Annotated in this window: 18 protein-coding genes and 1 pseudogene; 1 reads left to right on the forward strand and 18 read right to left on the reverse strand. The window is 38.5% G+C overall.

Translation table 11 applies throughout. The annotated features are described in order from the left end of the window. Positions 1-96 precede the first annotated feature (96 nt). The 8 genes and pseudogenes from tkt to uxaC form a co-directional block, all read right to left on the reverse strand. On the reverse strand, positions 97-2,109 hold the full coding sequence (gene tkt, locus MF646_RS15745) for a transketolase (protein WP_250097472.1): 2,013 nt from the start codon (positions 2,107-2,109) through the stop codon (positions 97-99). 141 nt (positions 2,110-2,250) lie between these two features. Then, positions 2,251-3,705: pseudogene (gene larC / locus MF646_RS15750) on the reverse strand (nickel pincer cofactor biosynthesis protein LarC). Then, positions 3,702-4,463, reverse strand: a complete 762-nt coding sequence (gene larB, locus MF646_RS15755) for a nickel pincer cofactor biosynthesis protein LarB (protein ID WP_250097473.1) — start codon at positions 4,461-4,463, stop codon at positions 3,702-3,704. Before larB ends, larC begins: the two are co-directional and overlap by 4 nt. Positions 4,464-4,523: 60 nt before the next feature. After that, the gene (locus MF646_RS15760) at positions 4,524-5,996 is read right to left on the reverse strand and encodes a gluconokinase (RefSeq protein WP_250097474.1); all 1,473 of its coding nucleotides are present in this window, start codon (positions 5,994-5,996) and stop codon (positions 4,524-4,526) included. Positions 5,997-6,070: 74 nt separating this feature from the next. Beyond that, the gene (gene larE / locus MF646_RS15765) at positions 6,071-6,880 is read right to left on the reverse strand and encodes an ATP-dependent sacrificial sulfur transferase LarE (protein ID WP_250097475.1); all 810 of its coding nucleotides are present in this window, start codon (positions 6,878-6,880) and stop codon (positions 6,071-6,073) included. A gap of 96 nt (positions 6,881-6,976) precedes the next feature. After that, a complete protein-coding gene (locus MF646_RS15770; RefSeq protein ID WP_250097476.1) occupies positions 6,977-7,747 on the reverse strand; it encodes an SDR family oxidoreductase in 771 nt (256 codons plus the stop codon). A gap of 42 nt (positions 7,748-7,789) precedes the next feature. Beyond that, a complete protein-coding gene (locus MF646_RS15775; protein ID WP_250097477.1) occupies positions 7,790-9,061 on the reverse strand; it encodes a nickel pincer cofactor-dependent isomerase, group 22 in 1,272 nt (423 codons plus the stop codon). 21 nt (positions 9,062-9,082) lie between these two features. Then, positions 9,083-10,486, reverse strand: a complete 1,404-nt coding sequence (gene uxaC / locus MF646_RS15780; RefSeq protein WP_250097478.1) for a glucuronate isomerase — start codon at positions 10,484-10,486, stop codon at positions 9,083-9,085. Positions 10,487-10,805: 319 nt separating this feature from the next. Here uxaC and MF646_RS15785 point away from each other — a divergent pair, with 319 nt between their 5' ends. Continuing rightward, a complete protein-coding gene (locus tag MF646_RS15785; RefSeq protein WP_250097479.1) occupies positions 10,806-12,005 on the forward strand; it encodes an ROK family protein in 1,200 nt (399 codons plus the stop codon). A gap of 162 nt (positions 12,006-12,167) precedes the next feature. Here MF646_RS15785 and MF646_RS15790 read toward each other — a convergent pair whose 3' ends face one another. The 10 genes from MF646_RS15790 to MF646_RS15835 all read right to left on the reverse strand — a co-directional run bounded on the left by MF646_RS15790 (position 12,168) and on the right by MF646_RS15835 (position 23,678). Next, on the reverse strand, positions 12,168-13,601 hold the full coding sequence (locus MF646_RS15790) for an alpha/beta hydrolase (protein ID WP_250097480.1): 1,434 nt from the start codon (positions 13,599-13,601) through the stop codon (positions 12,168-12,170). A gap of 141 nt (positions 13,602-13,742) precedes the next feature. After that, positions 13,743-14,258 carry a GerAB/ArcD/ProY family transporter gene (locus tag MF646_RS15795; RefSeq protein ID WP_250097481.1) on the reverse strand — a complete coding sequence of 172 codons (516 nt, stop codon included), beginning with the start codon at positions 14,256-14,258 and terminating at the stop codon, positions 13,743-13,745. Positions 14,259-14,468: 210 nt separating this feature from the next. Next, on the reverse strand, positions 14,469-15,704 hold the full coding sequence (locus MF646_RS15800) for a substrate-binding domain-containing protein (RefSeq protein WP_250097482.1): 1,236 nt from the start codon (positions 15,702-15,704) through the stop codon (positions 14,469-14,471). Between the two features lie 283 nt (positions 15,705-15,987). Then, entirely contained in the window at positions 15,988-16,890 is a 903-nt protein-coding gene (locus MF646_RS15805; protein ID WP_250097483.1) for an alpha/beta fold hydrolase, read from the reverse strand. A gap of 91 nt (positions 16,891-16,981) precedes the next feature. Further along, entirely contained in the window at positions 16,982-17,884 is a 903-nt protein-coding gene (locus MF646_RS15810) for an alpha/beta fold hydrolase (protein WP_250097484.1), read from the reverse strand. A gap of 362 nt (positions 17,885-18,246) precedes the next feature. After that, positions 18,247-18,969: a LytR/AlgR family response regulator transcription factor gene (locus MF646_RS15815; protein ID WP_250097485.1), complete on the reverse strand. Its 723-nt coding sequence runs from the start codon at positions 18,967-18,969 to the stop codon at positions 18,247-18,249. Between the two features lie 69 nt (positions 18,970-19,038). After that, a complete protein-coding gene (locus MF646_RS15820; RefSeq protein ID WP_250097486.1) occupies positions 19,039-20,010 on the reverse strand; it encodes a sugar phosphate isomerase/epimerase family protein in 972 nt (323 codons plus the stop codon). Further along, positions 20,007-21,185: a Gfo/Idh/MocA family protein gene (locus tag MF646_RS15825; RefSeq protein ID WP_250097487.1), complete on the reverse strand. Its 1,179-nt coding sequence runs from the start codon at positions 21,183-21,185 to the stop codon at positions 20,007-20,009. Before MF646_RS15825 ends, MF646_RS15820 begins: the two co-directional genes overlap by 4 nt. 41 nt (positions 21,186-21,226) lie before the next feature. After that, positions 21,227-22,201, reverse strand: a complete 975-nt coding sequence (locus MF646_RS15830) for an ABC transporter permease (protein ID WP_250097488.1) — start codon at positions 22,199-22,201, stop codon at positions 21,227-21,229. After that, a complete protein-coding gene (locus MF646_RS15835; RefSeq protein ID WP_250097489.1) occupies positions 22,182-23,678 on the reverse strand; it encodes a sugar ABC transporter ATP-binding protein in 1,497 nt (498 codons plus the stop codon). The genes MF646_RS15830 and MF646_RS15835 overlap by 20 nt, the downstream gene beginning before the upstream one ends. Positions 23,679-23,716 lie beyond the last annotated feature (38 nt).

Here is a 23,716-nt window from a genome sequence, read left to right on the forward strand (position 1 = left end):
CCAAAAGTCTTTTTTGACCTTTTGGGACACTCCCGAAGCATAAGACACCCTATTTATTCTGTCATAGCTCTACTTTTCAAATCTCTTAGTCCTAAATTACCCAAGTAGTTCTTTGAAATTCTTCACAACATTCTCAACCGAGAATCCATATTCCTTAAGTAAAATGTTAGCAGGTCCCGATGCTCCAAATTGATCAATCGCAATAACGTCACCTGCATCCCCAACATATTTACTCCAACCAAGGGATGATCCCATTTCAATTCCAAGACGAGCCTTAACATGCTTCGGTAACACTTGCTCTTTATACTCCACAGACTGTTTATCGAAACGATCCCAACTTGGCATACTTACTACAGATATGAAAATATTTTCTTTTTCAAGTTCTTTTTGCGCTTCCATTGCAAGAGAAACTTCAGAACCTGATGCTAGCAATAAACCACTAACATCTCCTTTTGCTTCTGATACAACATATGCACCTTTTTTAACTCCTTCATAGACAGATTCTTGATCCATTTGTAATGTAGGTAAGTCTTGACGAGTCAAGATAAGGGCAGTAGGTGTATCCGTACTTTCAATGGCTAATCTCCATGCTGCAACCGTTTCTTTCGCATCTGCTGGTCTTATTGCCGACACACCTGGCATTGCGCGTAATGACGCTAACTGTTCAACTGGCTCATGAGTTGGTCCATCTTCACCAACCGCAATGCTATCGTGTGTAAAGACATAGGTTACTGGCAATTTCATTAATGCAGCTAAACGAATCGCTGGACGTAAATAATCAGAAAAGACGAAGAAAGTTGCACCAAACACTTTTATTCCTCCATGAATGGCCATTCCATTGATTGCAGCACCCATTGCAAATTCACGTACACCAAACCAGACATTTCGCGCTGCAAAGCTATCAATACCGTAATTTTTTTCTGATGTAATTAATGTTTTATTTGATCCTGCTAAGTCGGCAGACCCACCAATTAATTGCGGGATGGCAGTAGCAGCTGCATTAAGCGTTTTTCCTGATGATGCACGAGTTGCTAATGATTCACCCTCGTTAAAGTTCGGCAATGCTTCTTCCCAGTTTTCAGGAAGCTTGTCTGCTAATACCGCTTCAAATTGTTCAGCCAACTTCGGGTATGACTTTTTGTAATCTTCAAAAAGTTTATTCCATTCATCTTCCTTCTCTTTTCCAAGTTTAACAAACTGTGAAAAATGATTTGATGCTTCTTCAGGTACATAAAACGCTTCTTCTGAGCTCCAATTATAAGCTTTTTTCGTTAACGTAATTTCCTCTTTACCAAGAGGAGCACCATGAGAAGCTGACTTACCTGATTTATTAGGTGAACCATACCCAATGATTGTTTTTACTTCTATTAACGTAGGACGATCTAGATCTCCTTTTGCTTCTTGTAGAGCCTTTTGGATTGTGTCAATATCATTGCCATCTTCAACACGAATCACTTGCCAACCATACGCTTTGAAGCGATCTTCTACACTTTCTGAAAATGATAAGTTCAATTCACCGTCCAAGGAAATATCATTTGAGTCATACAACACAACTAGACGTCCTAACTTAAGATGGCCTGCAAGCGAGGCAGCTTCAGCTGATACACCTTCCATTAAATCTCCATCACCACAAATACTATACGTGAAATGATCTACTAGGTTAAAACCTTCTTTATTATATGTTTCTGCAAGGTGTCGCTCAGCCATTGCCATCCCTACAGCCATTGCAATTCCTTGCCCTAGGGGCCCTGTTGTTGCTTCTACTCCAGGTGTATGACCAAGTTCTGGATGACCAGGTGTTCTACTTCCCCATTGACGGAAGTTCTTTAAATCATCCATTGTGACATCATATCCAAATAAATGTAGCATGCTATATAGCAGCATAGATCCATGACCTGCTGATAGGACAAACCGATCTCTGTTTAACCAATTTGGATTAGCTGGATTATGGTTCATTTCTTTTGCCCATAATGCATACGCCATTGGGGCTGCTCCCATTGGCATTCCCGGGTGTCCTGAGTTTGCTTTTTCAATTCCATCTATAGATAATGTTCTAATTGTGTTAATAGCTAATTGGTCTAGTTGCTTTTCATCTATTACATTTTGCATTGTGTACATAACCCCTTATTCTTCTTATATTTTCAAGCTAGATTAGTAGTTTTTAACTAACTAGTTTAATAAAATCATACAATTTCATAGAACTCACTCTTAGTTCCTTTTCTTAATGGATTCCCGACCGTGTTTTCTCTATTAACGGTCGGCATCAATCTCTTTCCAAACTTGTTCATAAACTTTTTTTAGTGGGACATTAAAATGTTGGGCGATTTTTTTGCAATCTTCAAATTCTGGTGATTTTTGTACAACTTGTCCACTCAAAATTCCCTCTTTCACAGAGACCGGTCCCCACTCGGTAGTTACTATTTTGTAGCGTCTTTCTAGGCGGTGAACCGTCAATGGATAATACCGCACCCCTAACGTTGTCGTTTCTTTAAAAAGAATTTCTTCCATTTTTGGTAACGCTTTGGTGGAGCAAAGCAACTGAAGTAAAATAGCTGGTCTATTTTTTTTCATATATATAGGCGTATAAAAAACGTCATTTGCTCCTTGATCAAAGAGTAAATCTATAACATAGCCAAGCCACTCACCTGATACATCATCTAGATTTACTTCCATTTTGACCATTTGATTATCAATATGTTGATGGTCAGGAGGTAGTTCAGAGTGCATCATCTATACTCCTCTCGTTTTAATCATCATTTACTCACCAATGATGACCCTTAGTACATTTGGGTGGTCTTTAAATGTTTTTGTTCCTGCTCCGTAACCAATCTTCTTTACTTTCATAGCTGGGAAGGTACAAAACTCATCAGTTAAAACTGAAACAATTGCTGCGCCTGTTGGTGTTGTAAGTTCAGCCTTTAAGTCACTTTGGGCAATCGGAACTCCTTTTAACATTTCTAATGTAGCTGGTGCCGGAACTGGATACACACCATGATCAATTTTAATCTTTCCTGTTCCTACAGGGATAGGTGAAGATTTGATCTTGTCAACTTCAAGCTGATCAAGAAGAATCGCCGCTCCTACAATATCTATAATAGAATCAACTGCACCTACTTCATGAAAGTGAACCGTTTCTAATGGCATGTTATGAATATGCCCTTCTGCTTCCCCGATCTTCATAAAAATCTTCAAAGCAGTTTCTTCCACTTTTGGAGTAAAACCTGCTGATTCAATAAGCTTAACAATATCTTTATAAGAACGATGATGATGCCCATGGTCATGGCTATGTCCATGATCATGACTATGCTCGTGATCGTGGCTATGTCCCTGATCATGGCTATGCTCGTGATCGTGGCTATGTTCCTGATCATGGCTATGCTCGTGATCGTGGCTATGTCCCTGATCATGACTATGCTCGTGATCGTGGCTATGTCCCTGATCATGACTATGCTCGTGATCGTGGCTATGTCCGTGATCATGGCTATGTCCATGGGCGTGGTGCTCATCGGTTAGCAGTACATCAAATTTCGTACTGGTAATTCCATTTTTCACAACTTTTGTCCATTTCAGCTTATATTCTTCGTTAATATGGAGTTTTTTTAACTCCTCTTCTAATTTAAATGGATCGGCCCCTGCATCAAGAAGAGCTCCAATCATCATATCGCCACTTATTCCTGAAAAACAGTCTAAATAAAGTGTCTTCATTCTTTTTCAGCTCCCTTTTGCGCTAACTGATAAATTAAAGCTGCATTGTAAGCACCACCGAATCCATTATCAATGTTTACTACACTAATTCCCGAAGCGCACGAATTCAACATTGTTAGTAAAGCTGATAAACCATGAAAATTAGCGCCATATCCTATGCTTGTTGGTACAGCGATGACAGGATGTGACACGATCCCGCCTATCACGCTTGGAAGCGCTCCTTCCATTCCAGCTACTACGACAGAGACCGTTGCTTGTTGAATCTCTTCATAGTGATCAAACAACCGATGAATACCTGCCACTCCTACGTCATAAATACGGTTAACATTACATCCTAACGCTTCTGCTGTAATTGCTGCTTCTTCAGCTACTTTTAAATCAGAGGTTCCTGCACATAAGATGTTAATGTACCCTTTTAAATTATCGGGTTTAGCGTTCTCTTCATTTTTCCAAAGTAAGATTTCTGCAATATCATAATACATGAATTCTGCACAAACTCTCTGAACAAGATTGGCTTTGTCTTTTGATATACGTGTGACTAAGACATTGTTGCCCTTTCCTCGTAATGCCTTAATAATAGAGATGATTTGTTCAGCAGATTTTCCCTCTCCGAAAACAATTTCTGGAAACCCTTGCCTTTTCTTACGATGATGGTCCACTTTCGCAAAACCTAAGTCTTCATATTGCGCTAACTTTTTCTTCGCTTCTGAAACACTCATGTTTCCACTTTGGACTTGTCCTAATATCTCTTCTAACATGGTTAACACTCACTTTTCTAATTTATGGTTCCTCTTAATGTATCATGTGTTTAGAAGGATTTAAAAATACTCAGACAAATCATTCGCTACCTTATTGTACTTTTCATACACCTCTAAATAGATCTGGTGATTTTCTCCATTAGGTTTTACAACACTCCCCATAGGGACATTCTTTTTTATATCTTCAAAAGAATCAACTTTTCCAATAGAAACTAGTGCTGTCCAGGCTGCTCCCCATGCTGCACTATGATGACTTTCTGGAACATATACTTCTTTACCAAACACATCAGCAACCATTTGAAGCCACAAGCTAGACCTAGCCAATCCGCCGTTAACAAAGAGCTTTTCTGGTTCTCCTGCCACTCGTTCTAGCGCTTTTCCAATTTGGTATAAATTAAAGGTAATTCCTTCAAGTACTGCTCGAACAAAATGTTCTTTTTTATGAGTGATGGTTACTCCAAAGAAATTTCCTTTAGCTCGTTGATTCCATAATGGCGCTCTTTCGCCATTAATGTATGGATGAAAGAGAATTCCTTCTGCTCCAGGAGAAACTCGTTCTGCTTCTTTTGTTAGTTCATCAAAACTCCCTTGATGATTTAAAAGTTCCTTTAACCATTGAAGAGCAATACCTCCATTATTCGTCGGTCCCCCAATGATTGAAAAATCCTCTGTAAAAGCATAGCAGAAAGTTTCATGCTTCTTATCAACTTGAGCGCTCTTAGCAAATTGTCTAATAGCACCACTTGTTCCTACCGTCACTGCCACTTCACCTGGTAAAATCGCACCTATCCCTAAGTTTGCTAATTGTCCGTCAGCTGCTCCCATGGCAAAAGGAGTACTTTCTGAAATTCCCATTTCTTTAGAAACACCTTTTGTGATTCCAGTCAACTTCTCAGTAGGAGGGACTATTTTTGAAAGTTGATCCTTTTGAATATTGACAAACGTCATTGCTTCTTCATCCCATTGAAAAGTTTGGCGATTGAAAAGTCCCGTAGCAGATGCCATTGAATAATCAACTACTCTTTGGCCAAACCATTTCAGAATAACAAACTCTTTTATTGACATGAAAAAAGCTGCTTTACGATAAGGATCATAGCCTGTTTCTTTCATCCATAACAGTTTACTTAATGGGGACATTGGATGAATGGGCATGCCCGTTCTCTTATAAAATTTCATCCCCTCACCTTGCAGTAACTTATCAGTTTGCTCATTGCTTCTACCATCAGCCCAAATGATAGCTTTAGATAAAGGTTCCCCCTTAGAATCAACACAGATGAGAGAATGCATCGCGGATGAAAATCCAATTGTAAGCAGCTCGTCACCCTGGATGCTTGCCTTATGAATTGACTTGCGAACAGCTTGTACTGCCAACCGTTCAATCTCATTTGGATCTTGCTCAACCCAACCTGTCTTAGGATAGTAGGATGTAATCATCTCTTCAGCCTCAGAAATTACATTTCCTAATAAATTGAATACAACCGCTTTAACACTCGTCGTTCCAATATCTAGTCCCATTACATACTCTTTTGACATATCACATCTTCCTTTTCATAAATCTATTCGAATAGAAAAAGACTTTGAGAGAGCTCAAAGTCTTTTTCTACTTGTTACGCTCTCTTATGAAGAACTTTATTCATGCTGCCGCTTTGATAGCCAATTAAGTCTAGTGTGACATATTGAAACCCATACGCTTGTAGTTCCTTCGATATCAATTCGTGATTTTCAAGTACTATCCCCATATCGTTTGGCTCGACCTCAATTCTTGCCATTTTCTGATGTGTTCGAACGCGCACTTGACGGATATTTAGCGCTTTTAAATACGCTTCCGCTTTTTCTACTTTCGTAAGCTTTTCTTTTGTAATCTTTTCTCCATAAGCAATTCTAGAAGATAAACATGCAAAAGAAGGCTTATTCCACGTAGGTAAATCGAACCTTTTGGATAGATCTCTAATTTCTTGTTTGAATAAATTAGCTTCTTGCAACGGACCACGAACGCCTTTTTCTTTCGCTGCTCTCATTCCAGGGCGATGTTCATTCATATCATCTGCAATCACCCCATAAATAACATTCTTGAACCCTTTTTCCTCCATCACTGGTATTAAAAGTTCAAACAGACTGTTTTTACAGAAGTAACATCGATTTTTATCATTTTCTGTATAGCCCGGAATGGCCAATTCAGATGTTTCAATAACTTGATGACGGACTCCAATTTTTCCAGCTAATTCTTTTGCCTCTAGTAACTCACTGGACGGATAAGTTTCTGAGTCAGCTGTAACAGCTAGCACCCGGTCCTTGCCTAATGTTTCAACAGCTACTTTTAATAAAAATGTACTATCTACCCCACCAGAGAAAGCTACAACAACGGAATCCATGTCTTGGAGGATGGATACTAACTTCTGATACTTTTTATTTAACATTGGTCTCTCCTCTCTAAAAATGTAGCACCGCTTCTAAATAAATATCTCTATAGTGTATTGAATGCTACTCGGTAAAAGACCTACCGTCTCCCCCAATTAGATGGTCATGCTACCAAACCCACCGTCAACTCTAATAAGAGCTCCTGTCACGAAGCTGGATGCTTTATTTGACGAAAGCCAAACAGCTGCTCCTTGTAATTCATCTGGTTCACCGAAACGGTTCATTGGTGTATGATTCATAATTGACTCGATTCTTTCTTCACTTAAAATTTTGCGGTTTTGTTCCGCTGGGAAGAATCCTGGAATAATCGCATTTACACGAATACCATGTGGCGCAAATTCTCTTGCAAGATATTGAGTCATACTATTTACGCCTGCTTTTGATACAGAATACGTAAATACTTTTGATAATGGTGTTGTCGAAGAAACAGAAGAAATATTAATAATGCTGCCTTTTCTTTCTTGCTCAATCATCTTTTTTGCAAAGATCTGACACGTCACTACTACTCCTTTTAAGTTGACATCCATAATGTCATCCCATTCCTCCATATCGAGATCAAAGAACGGTGTAGTGCTATTTTTTCCAGGGGCATTTAATACTACATCCCAGCCTCCAGACCATTGTTCAATTTCATTAGCAGCCTGTTCTAATGATTCTCGTGAACTTACATCTGCAGCAAATGCTTTAGCAATACCTCCACTCTCTTCAATTTCCTTTACCACTTTATTTGCCTTTTCTAAGTTACGACCTAAAATGGCTACTTGGGCACCGTGTTCAGCTAATCCCTTTGAGATGGAAGCACCTAATACACTGTTCCCTCCAATTGCAACTACTGTTTTCCCCGTTAAATCAAATAGATTTCCCATTTGTTCTCCTCCTAAAAATTATATTTATTCTCTACAAAACCTCTACTTACTTATATTTCCATCCTCATCTAATTGAATTTCATAAAGATCTGAAATCTTCTCCATTTGTGGATGTTGTGACACTAATTCGAGAAGGGCTTCCGAAACTTCAATTTCCCCTATTTCCAAAGTATTTTTAATTCGAACCATCTTCACTTTTGAAAAGTCTAAAATATTACATGTCTTAACCGCCGCTTGAATGGCTTCTTTATCATTGGCAAGCGTCGTTGCAATTTTCGTTGGTGCAACGACCGTTGATGTTAACCCATTGGCATAAGTGAATTCTCGGTTCATTTTATCAACCAAACGTTGCGTCGTGAAATCAGCAGTTCCAACCCCGTTCGCATTCCCTTCTGTTTCTGGGGTTAAATCTAGTACAACCATCTTGTTAACTTCAGGGCCGCCATGTGCATACGGTGTCGGGTAACGTCCAGTTATATTCGGATCCATCCCGTCTCCACTAATATTTTTTCCTATTTCATTAATAACAAGCACATCTATTTGCTCAAAAAATAGTTTCGGTAATAGTTCCTTAGCCAAAGCTTGAAGTTCTGGCTCTTTCTCCTCTATTTCCTCTGCAGCAAGCACTTCGATTCTCGCCACTTTATCAAATGCATTTTCTAAAGTAGCTACACCGAATAAAATAGGCGTTTGGGCCATCATCAATTTCGCCATTGCTGGTACATTTTCTGCCATATACTTAAATCCTAATTGATGACAAGCCTCTGCCCCCTTTTGTTTACCTAGCCCAATGCTGATCATTTTCATAATTCCGCTCTCTACAGGTCCACGAAACGCTGTATGAGGCTTAATACGATTAATGACAATAATCCCATCAGCTTCTGATGCATATTTATCAATATAAACAGGGAGACCATTTGGTAATTCTCCTAGTTTTATCACGTCCATAGAAGAACGAATTTCAGCCCCTACGCTGTCTTCTGTAACACCAAGATGTGCTAACACTTCTCGTTGCCCCTCAGAGGTAGCGCCTCCATGGCTCCCCATACTCGGAACAATAAACGGTTTCGCACCTAATCCTTTTAAGAATTGTACGGTTAACGCGGTTACCTCTACTAGACGATCCATCCCTCGACTTCCAACTGCAATGGCAATTTCCATTCCAGGCTTAACCTTTGTAGTTATTTGAGGTTGTTGTAGCTTTTCGTTTAAGGCTTCATGAATATTATCAATTTTACGACTATCAAAGTGTTGCCTCACTTTTGCCATTTTAGGCAATGGAATATCTTTTAATAAATCTTGAAGAATACCCATACTTATTCGTTCACTCCTTTTTTAACGGTTTGTGAAATAGGATTCCGCATTATCATAACCAATATTACGAATCATTCTTTGCAGGAGTAGCTCATCATTTGGCGCCTTACCTTCTTCCACCCATTCACCGATAAGATTACACAAGATTCTTCTAAAATAATCATGTCTTACAAAAGAAAGAAGACTACGAGAATCAGTTAGCATCCCAATAAAGTGACTCAACGCCCCTAAGTTTCCTAAATCTTTCAACTGCTTTTCCATTCCATCGATATGATCATTAAACCACCATGCCGAACCGAATTGAATTTTGGCTGGAATACCTGCTTCGTAGAAGTTTCCTGTCATTGTTGCTAACACATAATTGTCACGTGGATTTAAGTTGTAAAGGACTGTTTTTGGCAACGAATTGTTTTGGTCTAGTGCATCCAAGAAACGTGATAAGTCTTCAGCTATACTCGCATCACCAATGGAATCAAATCCAGCATCAGCACCGAGTGCACGAAACATCTTTGTGTTGTTGTTTCTAGTAGCACCTATATGCAATTGCATTACCCATTTTTTCTCTGCATACATTTTCCCTAATTCAAATAGAAGAAACGATTGATAATTGACAATGTCTTCGTTTGTAAGTGCCTCATCGTTATAACGCTTTTCAAATACTTTCCTAGCCACATCTTTTGATACGTTTTTAAATACCAATTGGGTAAGACCATGATCAGATGCACGGCATCCCATTTCATTAAAGTAATCAATTCTTTGTTGCATCGCATTCAACAATCCATCGATAGAGGTAACTTCTTGGCCAGATACTTCTTCTAATTTTTTTATCCACTCATGGAAGGTCGGCTTTTCTAGGAAAAGTGCTCCATCTGGTCTAAAGGTCGGTGCAATTTCTGTTTTAAATGTCTGATCACTTTTTAATAGTTTGTGATACTCTAGCTTAGAAGTTGGGTCGTCTGTTGTGCCAATAAATTGCACTTTTGATCTTTCTACAAATTTTCTCGGTTTAAAATCAGGTTGTTGTAATTTCTCATTACACTCATTCCATATTTCACGAGCTGTTTCAGGACTTAACCTCTTATCAACGCGAAAAAATGTTTTCAATTCCATATGAGTCCAATGATATAACGGGTTTCCTATTAAATTAGGTACCGTTTGGGCCCAAGCTTCAAACTTCTCCCAATCAGAAGAATCACCAGTGATTAACTCTTCATTAACTCCATTTAATCGCATTGCTCTCCATTTATAATGATCCCCAGCAAGCCACACTTGCGTCATATTTTCAAACGACTTATTTTCCCAAATCTCTTGCGGGTCTAAATGACAATGGAAGTCATGAATTGGTAAATCTTTTGCTATATTGTTATATAGTTTTTGTGAAGTTTCATTGTTTAATAAAAAATCATGATCTAAAAAATTCTTCATAAGTACTTCCCCCTTATTTCATATTTACTATTGAAAAAAAACATATAAATATTACAATTATTGTAACCACTTTCATTATACATTCACTATTTATTTGTTTACTAAACAAACTAACAAATGTAGAATATCATTTATACGCATTTTAGTCAATTCCTAAATACTGGCTCCATCTTTCAACGTACACTCTTCTCTATATAAGTATTTGAAATAAATGTATAATATATAGTATCGTTTCTAAATGACTAATAACAATTGATCCAATGATGAATTAGTGTATAGACAGAGTTAGGATAAGGTTTATATTACAGGAGGTTAAATAATGGTTACAGGTGATGCTTCATACATTAAGAAAATTAATCGAAGCTTTCTTATTAGTAAAATAATTGAGCATGGATTTATATCAAGAGCAGAATTATCTAAAATTACTGGATTAAATAAAGCGACAATTTCTGTCCAAGTTGCAGATTTACTAAATGAAGAGTTAATCATTGAAACTCAGCAAGAACACAACAACTTAGGAAGAAGGCCCATTATGCTTTCACTTAACCGCAAGGCAGGCTATGCTTTAGGAATTGATTTAGACTACAAACATATTACCTTTACATTGTCAGATTTATTAGGATCCCCCCTATCTACAGAAATCGTTGATTTGAATACTTCTGATTATGATGAAATACTTGAATTATTAGTCAAGTACATTAAGGACTTCCAAGACAAGTGCACAGACAGTCGATACGGCATTGTTGGAATTGTAATTGGAGTTCATGGAACCGTTACCGAAGATGAAGTTATCAAATTCGTCCCTCGACATAATTGGCATAATAAAGATTTGAAATCTGACATTGAAGCCAAAGCAGGGATTTCTCCTTACATTAAAAATAATGCGAACCTATGTGCATTTGCCGAACAAGTATATAAACATCACCATAGTGAAAATCTATTATGCGTTAGTTTGTATTCAGGTATTGGACTTGGGATTATGATTAATGGCGAACTCTATGAAGGGTATCATGGTTTTGCTGGTGAGATGGGACATATGATTATTGTTCCTAATGGCAGACCGTGTAATTGTGGGAATAAAGGGTGTTGGGAACAATACTCTTCAGAGTCTACCTTTTTCAAACAACTTTCAGAAAAACAAAATATAGACGATATCGACTATACCGATATTCAGAAGCGGTTAAATGATAAAGACTCTACTTTCAGTGAGGAAATGGAAGAGTTTATAAATTACTTATCTATTGGTCTAAATAACATCATAAACCTTCACAATCCTGCCACAATCGTTCTAAATAGTGAGCTATTAAAAATGAACGAAGGGGCGCTTGATGAAATAAAGGGTAATCTAACATCATCAGTAAGTTCTTTTGAAGAGTTGCTCATTTCGGATTTTGGAAAGGAAGCAACCGTCATGGGTGCATGCTCTTTAGCAATAAAAAACTTCTTAAACATCCCAGAATTAAAGCTTAGTATAGATGATCAGGATTTACCAAAACTTACAGTGGATGTTCCAGTTTAAGAAATATAGGTCATTTTAAAAGCCCTACCTGTAAAATCGTTCAGGTAAGGCTCTTTAATAATGACACATACCCAAATTACCATTTTTATTATAAAGCTTATAATTCCTAAATTTATGTCCATCATTCGGGTAAATCAATCCAAGAAACAGCATTTTTAGCCTCTAACGGGGATCCCTTTCCTCCCCTGAATTTATGTCAATAACTTTAACCGGATTTTGAGGTGCGGCTACAGTCATACTGTTTGGAGCTTCTTCTTTGTTCTCCACCCAATCAACAAGCAGATCAAATGCTTGATGAGTATAAGGCAATAAGGGTTGAAGCTCTCTGTCTGGATCTGTTATTTGATTCCAGACCAGACTGTCAACATGAGTGCCTTTTTCGATCATATATAGACGATGCAAATGATCTTTTCCTGCTTTGTTCACTAGTTTTCTGTATCCTTCTGCATGAATCGCAGGAAAAATGAGACAATCCAATGAACCGGTTATGCTGATTAAAGGCACGTCTATATCACCGGTATTCGCTACCTCTTTAATGTTTTCTTTTATACTTTTTGGACGTGATACGTAGTTATAATCTTCAAAGATATGATCATAGCTACGGTCTCTTACCCCATTCACAAAATTTAAATAGTTTTTCCAATTAATTCTAGCTGGTGCGTCTGGATCAAAGTGATCGCGGTATATATTTAAGGTTACAAACCAATATACCTGGTCATGATAGGCCCATAATTTTTCGGATCCATGCGGAAGACCTGCTTTGTACATTTCCTTAACTGCATTATCCCGTGCTCTCCCGCTGCCAAAAATGGCTTCATTGGCATTTTTGACTACAGTTGTTAAAGAGCTAATTAAGTTCGGAGCCTTATCTGTCCATAACACCCCTTCCCAATCAACTCCGCCGTCAAAAAGTCGTGGCTCTCCTGTTTTTTCCGGTCCATCATTTTCAAGCGCATAACGGACAACATAGCCCCCATTTGATATTCCCAGAGCGTATGTAGGCACTTTATGGTCTACTTTAATTAAACGGCTTGCAGGGTTTGCAGGATCATTCGGTCGAATCAGCTTATCAGGGTAATGCTTGCTTAAATAGCTTTGAGCCGATTTTGTCACTTGGCGATAGCGCAGATGCCATTCTGCTACACTATCATCCGCGTTGATTAGTGCATTTTTCACCTTTGCAAACGGATCAATGGGATCGCTTTCCCCCTGTGTCCCTTTATCAATCGCCGCAAATGCAAAACCTTTTTCTAATACAAAATCAGAAAATAGCAGGTCTGTCGAAGTTTCATTCCGAGTAGCAGGTATACCAGAGACGACCAATTTTCCGTTCCAGTTCTCTGGTATACGAATAACGAATTGCGCATCGTCAAAAAATCCAGTAATCTGTGTCCCCTTAATTTCTGAAGGTTTATACATCTGATACCAACCAGTACCTTCAGTGGAATTCCCCCAGTTATAAGGAGCCAAACCGAGGTTCTCATAAACAACTGCTTTTTGATATTGCTGCGGATTTTTCGTAGTCAGCCAGTTTCCATTTGCCCCATCAAAATAAATTTGAGACACATCACGTGCCCCAGGTATCAACTCTTCCATTTCTGAAGCATACCTCCAGTATAAAACGTAAATAGCAAAGACGAAGATAAAGCAAGCGTCAACAATTTTCCTTTCAGATAGTTCATAGCCCTTCTTCCTCGCGGTAAATTCACACAATTCAGACAATACTATTTTACTGTTTCATTCTTCTAAAATCACGGGGCTATTGTCACAATTTTCCCGTTTTAGACGCCCAGAACAGAACCATAACCAATTTCTTCTTTTCCACCTTCCATCTCCAAATACAGGAGATAAATTACTTAAGTCAATGATTCCTGAAAAAATCATTAAAACATTGCCTATTTCCCCTATAGAAAAGATAATAATTAAATAAATTTCCGCTAGTCTAAAAAATACTTGAAGTCCCTTATATAAGATGTAAATGACGACCAAAATCATAGCAGCTTCTACTACAATAAGCGGTGTCTGATCATACGCAGCAGAGACGAGCAAATCGCCAGCTTCGCGTAAGTTTCTAGCATAAATATAAATAAAAAAGCCAATATACAGAAGACTCAGACTCCAACCGATATACGTCCCGAAAACTTTTTTCATATAACCGCTAAGGATTAAATCTGGATACGCCCGAAACAGGTAGTCAAATAATAGGAAGAGTAACACCCCGCCTGGTATAGTTAGATTTACATATATTACCATTTACCTTAACTATATAAAATACTCAATAATTAATTGAAATTTCACAGATTGAGAGTAAGTTAAAGAGACTTAACATCTTCAAAGTCTTTTTATTCATTTTAAAATTTTGTTGATCTAATTGAAAAAAAGACGACAGTAACGTATACATTAGTTCTCATTTTAAAAACCTCCTCAGCAGAAAACCTATCTTGAGGAGGTTAAAATTGTCATTTAATTTGAATTCAACGCCTCTTGTATTTCACCGCTTACTTCTTGATGGTAAATTTCCTGTAATGATTCTGCCAAATTGGAGCGATTTACAGCCAATGATGGAACAGCTACATAAGGAGGAGTTTCTACACCAATCTTCGCCAAGGCAGCCAACCTAGCTTCAGCTACGCCTTGGTCAAACGGGCGTTGCGATCCAATTCCAGCTATAAATTCATTTTTAGCCATAGCGTAAGCTACTTCATTCCCTAAGTTTTCATTCACAACTTTAAAATCTTGCGGTGATTTTCCTGCAACCCTTGCAGCCGCTAAAGCTCCCATTGCAGGAACGTCCCAGCTAGCATACATTCCGTCTAAATTAGGATATCTAGTCAAAATAGCAGCAGCAACCTCTTGAGATTTATTCGGGTCTTGAAACCCTTGTACTGTAACTAGTTTAATATTAGGGTATTTTGCCTCCAGCCGAGCAACAAACCCTTGGTAGCGTTGATTTGTTACATAAAAGTCTGGTGCATAATACAGTGCGGCTACTTCACCTTCGCCCCCAAGTGCATTTGCCAGTTCATCAGCAATATTCATCCCAAGGCCAAAACTATCTGCTGAAACAACTGATACATAATCTTTGCCTGGTTCCATTCCCGCTGCCGGCTGATCCATAAAAACAATTTTTGTTCCGCCTTCAGCAAGAGCTTTATAAGCACCCGCCGTTGTCTGACCATCAAGAGGAATGCTGACAAGAATATCTGGATTTCTTACTCCTATAGTCTCAAGATCTGAAATCTGTTTCGTATCATCAAAGTTTGCATTTGTTTCAGAAATGATCTCAATCCCAAAATTGTCAAATTCAGATTTAAGACCAGCCAGCTGTTGTTCAGACCAATCATCTCCCAGAAATCCCATTGCAATGGCAGCAGTAATATTACTTTCTCTTATTTTTTCAGCTTGTTCATCCGTGATGACGATTTCACTTGCCGAAACTGCTTCTTCCCCATGAGGTCCATTACTTACAATAATATTAGAAACGTTGTCCATTTTAGCTGCTTCAAGTTGTTCCTCAGAAGGTTCCTCATACCATGCTGGATGGGTTACTTCCGAATCTTTGTTTGAATCATTGTTTGAATCAATCGTTGCGTCTCCACTAACTTGCTCTACATTATTACTGCAGGCAATTAATCCAAAAGAAAAAAACAACAGTGCCATTAGCTTTAAGTTCCCTTTATAGAAACTAATTTTTTTCATAATGATCCCCCTAAATGTTTAATTACATGACGAAAACTAGATTCATAAATACAGATCTTATCTGAATTTTCATATCGTTTTAGATGGAATTTGAGATAGGAAAAGATCTTCTTCTGGATTATCTCTAATTACTTATTTGTATTTCTTTTTCTATATTTTAAAAACCGATTGAACGGGAAGGGAAAAGCTCTCCCTCTCCGTAACCGGTCACATCAGATGAAACATCTTATTCAAAACTTTTTTACTACAATTGTTAGCTAGTCTTAATAATTATTTCTAAACTTTACCGTAAAACCGGCTCTTCTTTCTTAATAAATTCAAGCAACACTTGACTTAATTCTTTAGGACATTCTTCAGCTAATTGATGTCCCCATGGTAGAATCACTTCCTCAACGTTCTCTGCTACTAATTTCATTTCGCGAGTATTCTCCTCAGCGATAAAATACTTACTGCCTAAGGCAAGCACCGGCATTTTCAACTTGGTCTTAGCTGCCTCTAGGAAAAATTCAGCATCTTGGAACGTAGCACGATATACTTCAAACATAGAACGCAAGCCGCCTGGTGCTGAGTAACATCTTACATACTCGTCAATCGCCTCATCACTTACGGCAGTCGGATCGTAGCACTCATGCTTAATGAAGTGAGAAAAATAGGCTTTTTCTCTACCCGAAATAAGAAGCTCAGGAAAGTCACGTACATTATAAAAGTTGATATGCCAAATCCAAGCATTTGTTTTAACATTTTCAGGTGTTAGATGTGACCATTCTTCCAATCCGAATCCTGGCAGAAGCATTTCCTGATAAACTAGTTTTTTCACTCTTTCCGGGTATTGTGCTGCTAATGCATACGCAACTGCTGCACCCCAGTCTTCCCCTACAAGGTGGAACGTATCATACCCTAAAGCAGTCATCAGTTGAGCGATATCTTCAGCCATATTCGGCATATCATATCCAGATAATGTACGGCCGGAATCACCAAACCCACGAAGATCAGGTACAATAACCGTGTATTCCGATGACAAATTCGGTACTACATTCCGCCAGTAATAGGACGTTTTCGGTACACCATGTAAAAGGACAATTGGCTCTCCAGATCCAGCTGTGTAATAGTGTAGACGTACTCCGTTAACTGTTTCTCGACCATGTGTTACTCTGTTTCCATTGTGATCTTTAATTACTTGTGCCATTTTATTCGCCTCTTTTCTTTTTATTTGTAAGGGAGGGGGAATCCCCCCTGTTCAGTTCATGACCTTAAATCGGTGTAAGCTTTATTGAGCCTTAACGTTTAACCAACTCTTCTTTCTTGATAAACTCAAGTAGCACTTTACTTAATTCTTCCGGACACTCTTCAGCTAATTGATGTCCCCATGGTAGAATCACTTCCTCAACGTTCTCTGCTACTAATTTCATTTCGCGAGTATTCTCCTCAGCGATAAAATACTTACTGCCTAAGGCAAGCACCGGCATTTTCAACTTGGTCTTAGCTGCCTCTAGGAAAAATTCAGCATCTTGGAACGTAGCACGATATACTTCAAACATAGAACGCAAGCCGCCTGGTGCTGAGTAACATCTTACATACTCGTCAATCGCCTCATCACTTACGGCAGTCGGATCGTAGCACTCATGCTTAATGAAGTGAGAAAAATAGGCTTTTTCTCTACCCGAAATAAGAAGCTCAGGAAAGTCACGTACATTATAAAAGTTGATATGCCAAATCCAAGCATTTGTTTTAACATTTTCAGGTGTTAGATGTGACCATTCTTCCAATCCGAATCCTGGCAGAAGCATTTCCTGATAAACTAGTTTTTTCACTCTTTCCGGGTATTGTGCTGCTAATGCATACGCAACTGCTGCACCCCAGTCTTCCCCTACAAGGTGGAACGTATCATACCCTAAAGCAGTCATCAGTTGAGCGATATCTTCAGCCATATTCGGCATATCATATCCAGATAATGTACGGCCGGAATCACCAAACCCACGAAGATCAGGTACAATAACCGTGTATTCCGATGACAAATTCGGCACTACATTCCGCCAGTAATAGGACGTTTTCGGTACACCATGTAAAAGGACAATTGGCTCTCCAGATCCAGCTGTGTAATAGTGTAGACGTACTCCGTTAACTGTTTCTCGACCGTGTGTTACTCTGTTTCCATTGTGATCCTTAATGATTTGTGCCATTTCATTCGCCTCTTTCTTAAAAATTTTTAACAATTAATAGATTATGAACCGACTGTAAACGGTTACATTAATTAGATTACTATTTCTTCATTACATTCTTTATGTAACCTCTGCTATCAAACTCCTTTCTATTAGGTTTTAATTGCTATACTTGAATTGTATAGGGATCTATTAAAAGTGTCTAACGAGCTTTAAACACCTTATCCCTCCATCCGAAAGCCCTTTCTAACCAGTTAGACACACCCTCTATTCTTCTAGACAAAAAAGTCACAAATTTCAAAAAAAAAAAAAAAAGAAAGATTACCATTGTAAACTGGTAATCTTTCTTTTTTTTATGATACTAAATCGCTGTGAATACTTCCTCACCCCACTCCCGCCTTCAAACTCTGCAATTCTACCAACTTATGCTTCGAAATCCTTGCTGTCTCCGGGTAATTTTTAAAATAAGCTTTATACATCTGACCTACTGTTTCCACTTTCGTTAAATGATCCAAATTAATGATATACGACCGATGTGCGATCATAAAACGGGAATCGAGAAGATATTCGTAGCTGACTAATGGCTCGTTTGTTTGATATTTATAATGCTCCGTATGAATAATCGATTTCCGATTAGATTTTTCAATAAATAGAATTTCTTCAGGTGAAAGAAAGGTGATCTGATTGTTTCTCTTAATCATTAAATCTTTATTTGCATGACCTTTTTCAATAGTGATGCGATTTTGATATAATCTTGTTTCCGCACGCTCTAAAGCCGTGAATAGTCTTTCTCTTTTGATCGGTTTGACAATATAATCGACAGCGCTTACTTCAAACGCTTCTAAAGCATAATTGTCATAACCTGATGTAAAGATTACCTCAAGAGACGGATGAAGTCTTTTGCATGTTTTCACTGCCTCCATTCCATTCAAAAAAGGCATTTCAATATCTACTATCGCAATATCTGGTTTTTCATTCATAATTAAGCGAACGAACTCTTCTCCATCTACTGCTTCACCAGCGATTTGAAAGCGTGAAAGATTTTCAATAAAGCACTTTAATAGTTTTCTTGAAGCCTTGTCATCCTCAGCAATTAATACTTTCATTATGACCCCTCCAAGTTCCCAAATATAATCAATATATAAAGAAGCAAGGGAAATGCCCCTTGCTTCTCCTTACGCCCACCACATTTCCGAGATTTCTTCTTTAAAAAGGGATGCTTTTAAAAGCGCTATCGCTTTCCCTAGTCCTTCGTCAATGGATGCAAGCATATCTTCGTGTTCAATTGAGAGGACGTAGTCGTATCCAACTGCCCGAAGTGCGCTGATCATATCGTGCCACGTCTTTGCGTCATGACCATATCCTACCGTTCGAAACGTCCATGAACGATCAAGGACTTGACTATAATGTTTCGTATCAAGGACACCATTCACACTGATATTCGCTTGATCTAAATACGTATCTTTTGCATGGAAATGGAAAATAGCTTTTTCACGTCCAAGTTTTTTGATTGCTTCAACTGGGTCAATTCCTTGCCAGACAAGATGACTAGGATCAAAGTTTGCTCCTATCATAGGGCCCACATGTTCCCTTAATTTCAGCAATGTTTCTGGATTATAGACAATAAAGCCAGGATGCATCTCAAAGGCAATTTGGTTGATTCCATGTGATTCGGCGAATGCTGCTTCTGTTTTCCAATATGGAATGACAACCTCATTCCACTGCCATTCAAGCATTTCGACATATTCAGGCGGCCATGAACAAGTAACCCAGTTCGGGAACTTTGCATCTTTGTGATCACCTGGACAACCGGAAAATCCATTTACTACGGGTACTTCTAAACGTTCTGCTAATAAAACGGTTTTTCGCCATGACTCATGGGATTCATTTGCAAACTTCCTGTTAGGATGAAGCGGGTTGCCATGGAAGCTCAACCCGCTAATGCTAAGGCCTCTTGCTTCAATGGCTTTTTTGTATTCGTTTAATTTCGTAGGGTTATCTAGTAATTCATCTGGATTACAATGACTTGTCCCAGGGTAGGTTCCCGTACCTAGCTCGACTGTTTCTATCCCCATTTCAGCAACTTTATCTAGCATTTCTTCAAAAGGCAGATTTTGATAGAGGACGGTAAAGACTCCTAATTTCACGATTTGACCTCCTGTCCCACGCTTACTTTCACCCACTTTTGGTTTGTATGACTCTCTAGAATCGCATCTGTAATACACATGGAAAGGTGGCCATCAGCAAATGTCGCAAAGTTCGTTTGATCCTTTAATGGATCTTTTCCTTCATGAATGAAGGTATAGAAGTTTTTCATCATATTTTTTAACGCATCAGGCCAGCCCTCGTTATGACCTCCTGGATGATGAATCGAGCCCTTCGCTTCATTGCTAAACAAAGCTGGATCTGCTAGAAGAGTTTCATTTGCACGGCCGCGATGCCCAAGCCATAGCTTCTCTGGTTCTTCCTGGTTCCAGTAAGCGGAACTTTGGCTACCGTTAATTTCAAAGCTTAATCGATTTTTACGTCCTGCACTTACTTGCGATACAGTAAAGACACCGCTTGTACCGTCATCAAAGCGAACGAGAACGGACGCATAGTCCTCTGTATTGATTGGTACCTCTTCATACTGTTGGTCCGCCGTCTCTTGAGCTCCAAAAGTAGCCACATTTCCGATTGCTTTCTTTCTTACTGGAATAACAGTCGCTAAATCCGAAAATACTTCAACAATTTGTTTACCCGTTACGTGTTGGACGGTATCACACCAATGCGAGCCAATATCAGCTATCGCACGCGACTTCCCACCTGCTTCTGGAGCTAACCGCCAATTATAATCAGTCTCATATAACAGCCAATCCTGCAAATAGCTTCCGTGAACAAGATTTATTTTCCCTAACTCATTATTTTTAATCATCGTTTCTAATTGCTTTAAAATAGGGAATTGGCGATAGTTGAAGTTAACCCCGTTAACAACGCCATACTCTTTAGCTAACTCTAGCAATTCTCTTGATTCGTCACTTGACATGGCTAACGGTTTTTCTGATAAAACATGTTTACCTGCTAAAATAATCTCTTTATTAATCGCAAAATGCAGATGATTTGGCGTACAATTGTGTACGACTTGAATCTCTTCATCACGCAGCATTTCCTTGTAATCTCCGTATGCTTTTGGAATGCCTAACTCAGCCGCTTTTTGTTCAGCCACCTCAAGACTCGATTCTGCTAATGCTACTACCTCAACAAATCCTAATCGTCTGACCGCTTCAATGTGAGTCGGTCCTATAAATCCTGTTCCAATGACACCTACTTTGATTTTATTCATACTAACTCACCTCTCCTATCCTATTAAAAACTGTTTTTTCTTTATCTTTTCTTTGCTTTGCGTCCAAACGCTACTGCTAAAATAATAATCAAGCCACTAACCATCATTTGCTGACTGACATCTAAGCCCATAATGATTAAGCCATTATTAATCGTTCCAATTAAAATTGAACCAAAAATCGTTCCAACGACTGTTCCAACTCCGCCAAACAAACTCGTTCCACCAAGAATAACGGCTGCAATAACAGAAAGTTCTGCTCCTTCACCGAAGGTAAAACGACCGGCCTCAAGTCTACCTGCATATAACATACCAGCAAAACCAGCCATCATCCCTGAAGATACTAAGGCGATTAGTTTGACACGAGCTGTATTGATCCCTGAGAATCTAGCTGCGCTTTCATTTCCCCCTGTTGCAAGAGTTTGTCTGCCAAACGTTGTTTTTCTTAAAACAATATGACCGATTACCGCTATTAAAATCGTCCAAACGAAAAGCATCGGAATCGGCCCTAAGCTTCCAGAACCAAATAAGAAAATAAATGCATCGTTTAAGATTGGTACAGGAGCTGTTCCTGTAATCCACATCGCAATTCCTTTCACAATAATCATCATTCCAAGCGTGACAAGGAAGGATGGAATTAACACCTTGGTAACTAAAAGTCCATTAATTAAACCGATAAAGGCGCCTGTCCCAATTCCAGCAAGGATTCCACCAACAACGCCAAATGATTGAATCGCTAATGCCGCTGTTAAGGAAGATAAGGCCGCAATCGAACCAACCGATAAATCAATTTCGGCAGTTGAGATCACGAATGTTACCGCTACAGCCATAATTGAAATCATTGCTGTTTGTCTTACAATATTTAAAAGGTTATTGGTTGATAAAAATCCATAATCATATAGCGTGATTGAGAATGTGATAAAAACTCCGATAAAAGCAATATAGACAATATAATTTCGCCAATCAAAAGCAGGACGTTTTGTTGCAGCTGTAGTAGTATTAATGATTTTGGATTGCATGCTCTAAATCCTCCTCTGATTTAATTTCCTCACGTGATAATTCACTTGTTACCTTGCCATTTTTTAACGTAATAATTCTATCTGAAACAGCTAAAAGCTCTGCTAGTTCAGAAGAAATGACAATAACGGCTTTCCCCTGATCAGCTAACTCACGAATAATTTCAATAATCTCGGATTTTGAACCGATATCAACTCCATTTGTCGGCTCATCAAGGATTAATATATTCGGTTCGTTTGCTAACCATTTTGCAAGAACAATTTTTTGCTGATTCCCGCCTGATAAGAGATTGGTAGACTTATAGATACTATCCGTTTTAATATTCAACTTTTCAACGAACTGCTCGGATAGTTGATCTACTTTCTTCTTATTGATAAACCCAGATTTCGATACTTTGTTTAAGATTGGGTAAATGATATTTTCTTTTACTTCGTGGGTCAGTACTAATCCTTGTACTCGTCGATCTTCTGGAACTAACGCAATTCCGGCGCGAATGGCGTCTTGCGGCTGTTTTATTCTGACCGCTTGACAATCCACAAAGACCTCTCCAGACGTAATTGGATCGATACCAAATATAGCTTGCGCCAGTTCTGTCCGGCCGCTTCCCATTAAGCCTGCAATACCAAGAATTTCTCCTTTATATACACGGAGATTGACTCCATTTACTTTTGATCCTGAGTGTAAGTCCTTCGTTTCTAATATTACTTCTTCTTTTGAATATGAACGAGGCTTCCAACCAAAGCTTGACTCCATCGATTTACCAACGATATGTTGAACAAGCTCTTCCATGGTTAAATCAGCTGTTGGGCTGGTAATCACAAATTTGCCATCCCGCAGTACAGTTATGCGGTCGGATACTTGAAAGATTTCATCCATTCTATGTGAAATATAAATGATTGACATGCCTTCTGACTTTAATGTCTCAATCAACTCAAACAATGTTTCGGTTTCATTTTTTGATAAGGTTGCGGTTGGCTCATCCATAATTAAGATACTTGCCTTTTGAGCAAGTGCCTTGGCAATTTCGGTCATTTGCCAAAAGCCGACACTTAGATTTTCGATTAACATATCTGGACTAATATTGACATTTAATTGCTTTAAAAGATCTTCAGTTTGAACATACATCGCTTTTTCATCTAAAAATCCATTGCTATTCTTTAATTCACGATTTAAAAAAATGTTTTGTTTTACTGTTAAGGAAGGGATCACACTAAATTCCTGGAAAATCATCGCTACACCGTTTTCTTGTGCATCTTGCGGCTTTTCAATCTCTACCTCTTTGTCATTAATGACAATTTTCCCGCTATCTTTCTGATAGACACCCGTTAGAATTTTCATTAACGTTGACTTTCCAGCTCCATTCCCACCCATTAGTGCATGAACTTCGCCTTTTTCTAACTCAAATTCAACATGATCAAGTACATTTATTCCATTAAAAGATTTTGATATTTCTGACATTGTCAATGCTAGCTTTGTCATAAAATCACCCTTTGTTTAAAGGGGGGTAATGAATTACC

This window comes from Halalkalibacter alkaliphilus (assembly GCF_023555415.1).
Classification (GTDB): Bacteria; Bacillota; Bacilli; order Bacillales; family Bacillaceae_D; genus Halalkalibacter; species Halalkalibacter alkaliphilus.

Bases quoted from the DNA above. Each gene is read 5' to 3' on its own strand.
- MF646_RS15760 (WP_250097474.1), bottom strand. From the start codon at position 5,996: ATGTCAAAAGAGTATGTAATGGGACTAGATATTGGAACGACGAGTGTT.
- MF646_RS15815 (WP_250097485.1), bottom strand. From the start codon at position 18,969: ATGAAAGTATTAATTGCTGAGGATGACAAGGCTTCAAGAAAACTATTA.
- MF646_RS15785 (WP_250097479.1), top strand. From the start codon at position 10,806: ATGGTTACAGGTGATGCTTCATACATTAAGAAAATTAATCGAAGCTTT.
- uxaC (WP_250097478.1), bottom strand. From the start codon at position 10,486: ATGAAGAATTTTTTAGATCATGATTTTTTATTAAACAATGAAACTTCA.
- MF646_RS15770 (WP_250097476.1), bottom strand. From the start codon at position 7,747: ATGGGAAATCTATTTGATTTAACGGGGAAAACAGTAGTTGCAATTGGA.
- MF646_RS15795 (WP_250097481.1), bottom strand. From the start codon at position 14,258: ATGGTAATATATGTAAATCTAACTATACCAGGCGGGGTGTTACTCTTC.
- MF646_RS15825 (WP_250097487.1), bottom strand. From the start codon at position 21,185: ATGAATAAAATCAAAGTAGGTGTCATTGGAACAGGATTTATAGGACCG.
- larE (WP_250097475.1), bottom strand. From the start codon at position 6,880: ATGTTAAATAAAAAGTATCAGAAGTTAGTATCCATCCTCCAAGACATG.
- tkt (WP_250097472.1), bottom strand. From the start codon at position 2,109: ATGCAAAATGTAATAGATGAAAAGCAACTAGACCAATTAGCTATTAAC.
- MF646_RS15805 (WP_250097483.1), bottom strand. From the start codon at position 16,890: ATGGCACAAGTAATTAAAGATCACAATGGAAACAGAGTAACACATGGT.
- MF646_RS15830 (WP_250097488.1), bottom strand. From the start codon at position 22,201: ATGCAATCCAAAATCATTAATACTACTACAGCTGCAACAAAACGTCCT.
- MF646_RS15775 (WP_250097477.1), bottom strand. From the start codon at position 9,061: ATGGGTATTCTTCAAGATTTATTAAAAGATATTCCATTGCCTAAAATG.
- MF646_RS15800 (WP_250097482.1), bottom strand. From the start codon at position 15,704: ATGAAAAAAATTAGTTTCTATAAAGGGAACTTAAAGCTAATGGCACTG.
- MF646_RS15790 (WP_250097480.1), bottom strand. From the start codon at position 13,601: ATGGAAGAGTTGATACCTGGGGCACGTGATGTGTCTCAAATTTATTTT.
- larB (WP_250097473.1), bottom strand. From the start codon at position 4,463: ATGTTAGAAGAGATATTAGGACAAGTCCAAAGTGGAAACATGAGTGTT.
- MF646_RS15835 (WP_250097489.1), bottom strand. From the start codon at position 23,678: ATGACAAAGCTAGCATTGACAATGTCAGAAATATCAAAATCTTTTAAT.
- MF646_RS15810 (WP_250097484.1), bottom strand. From the start codon at position 17,884: ATGGCACAAATCATTAAGGATCACAATGGAAACAGAGTAACACACGGT.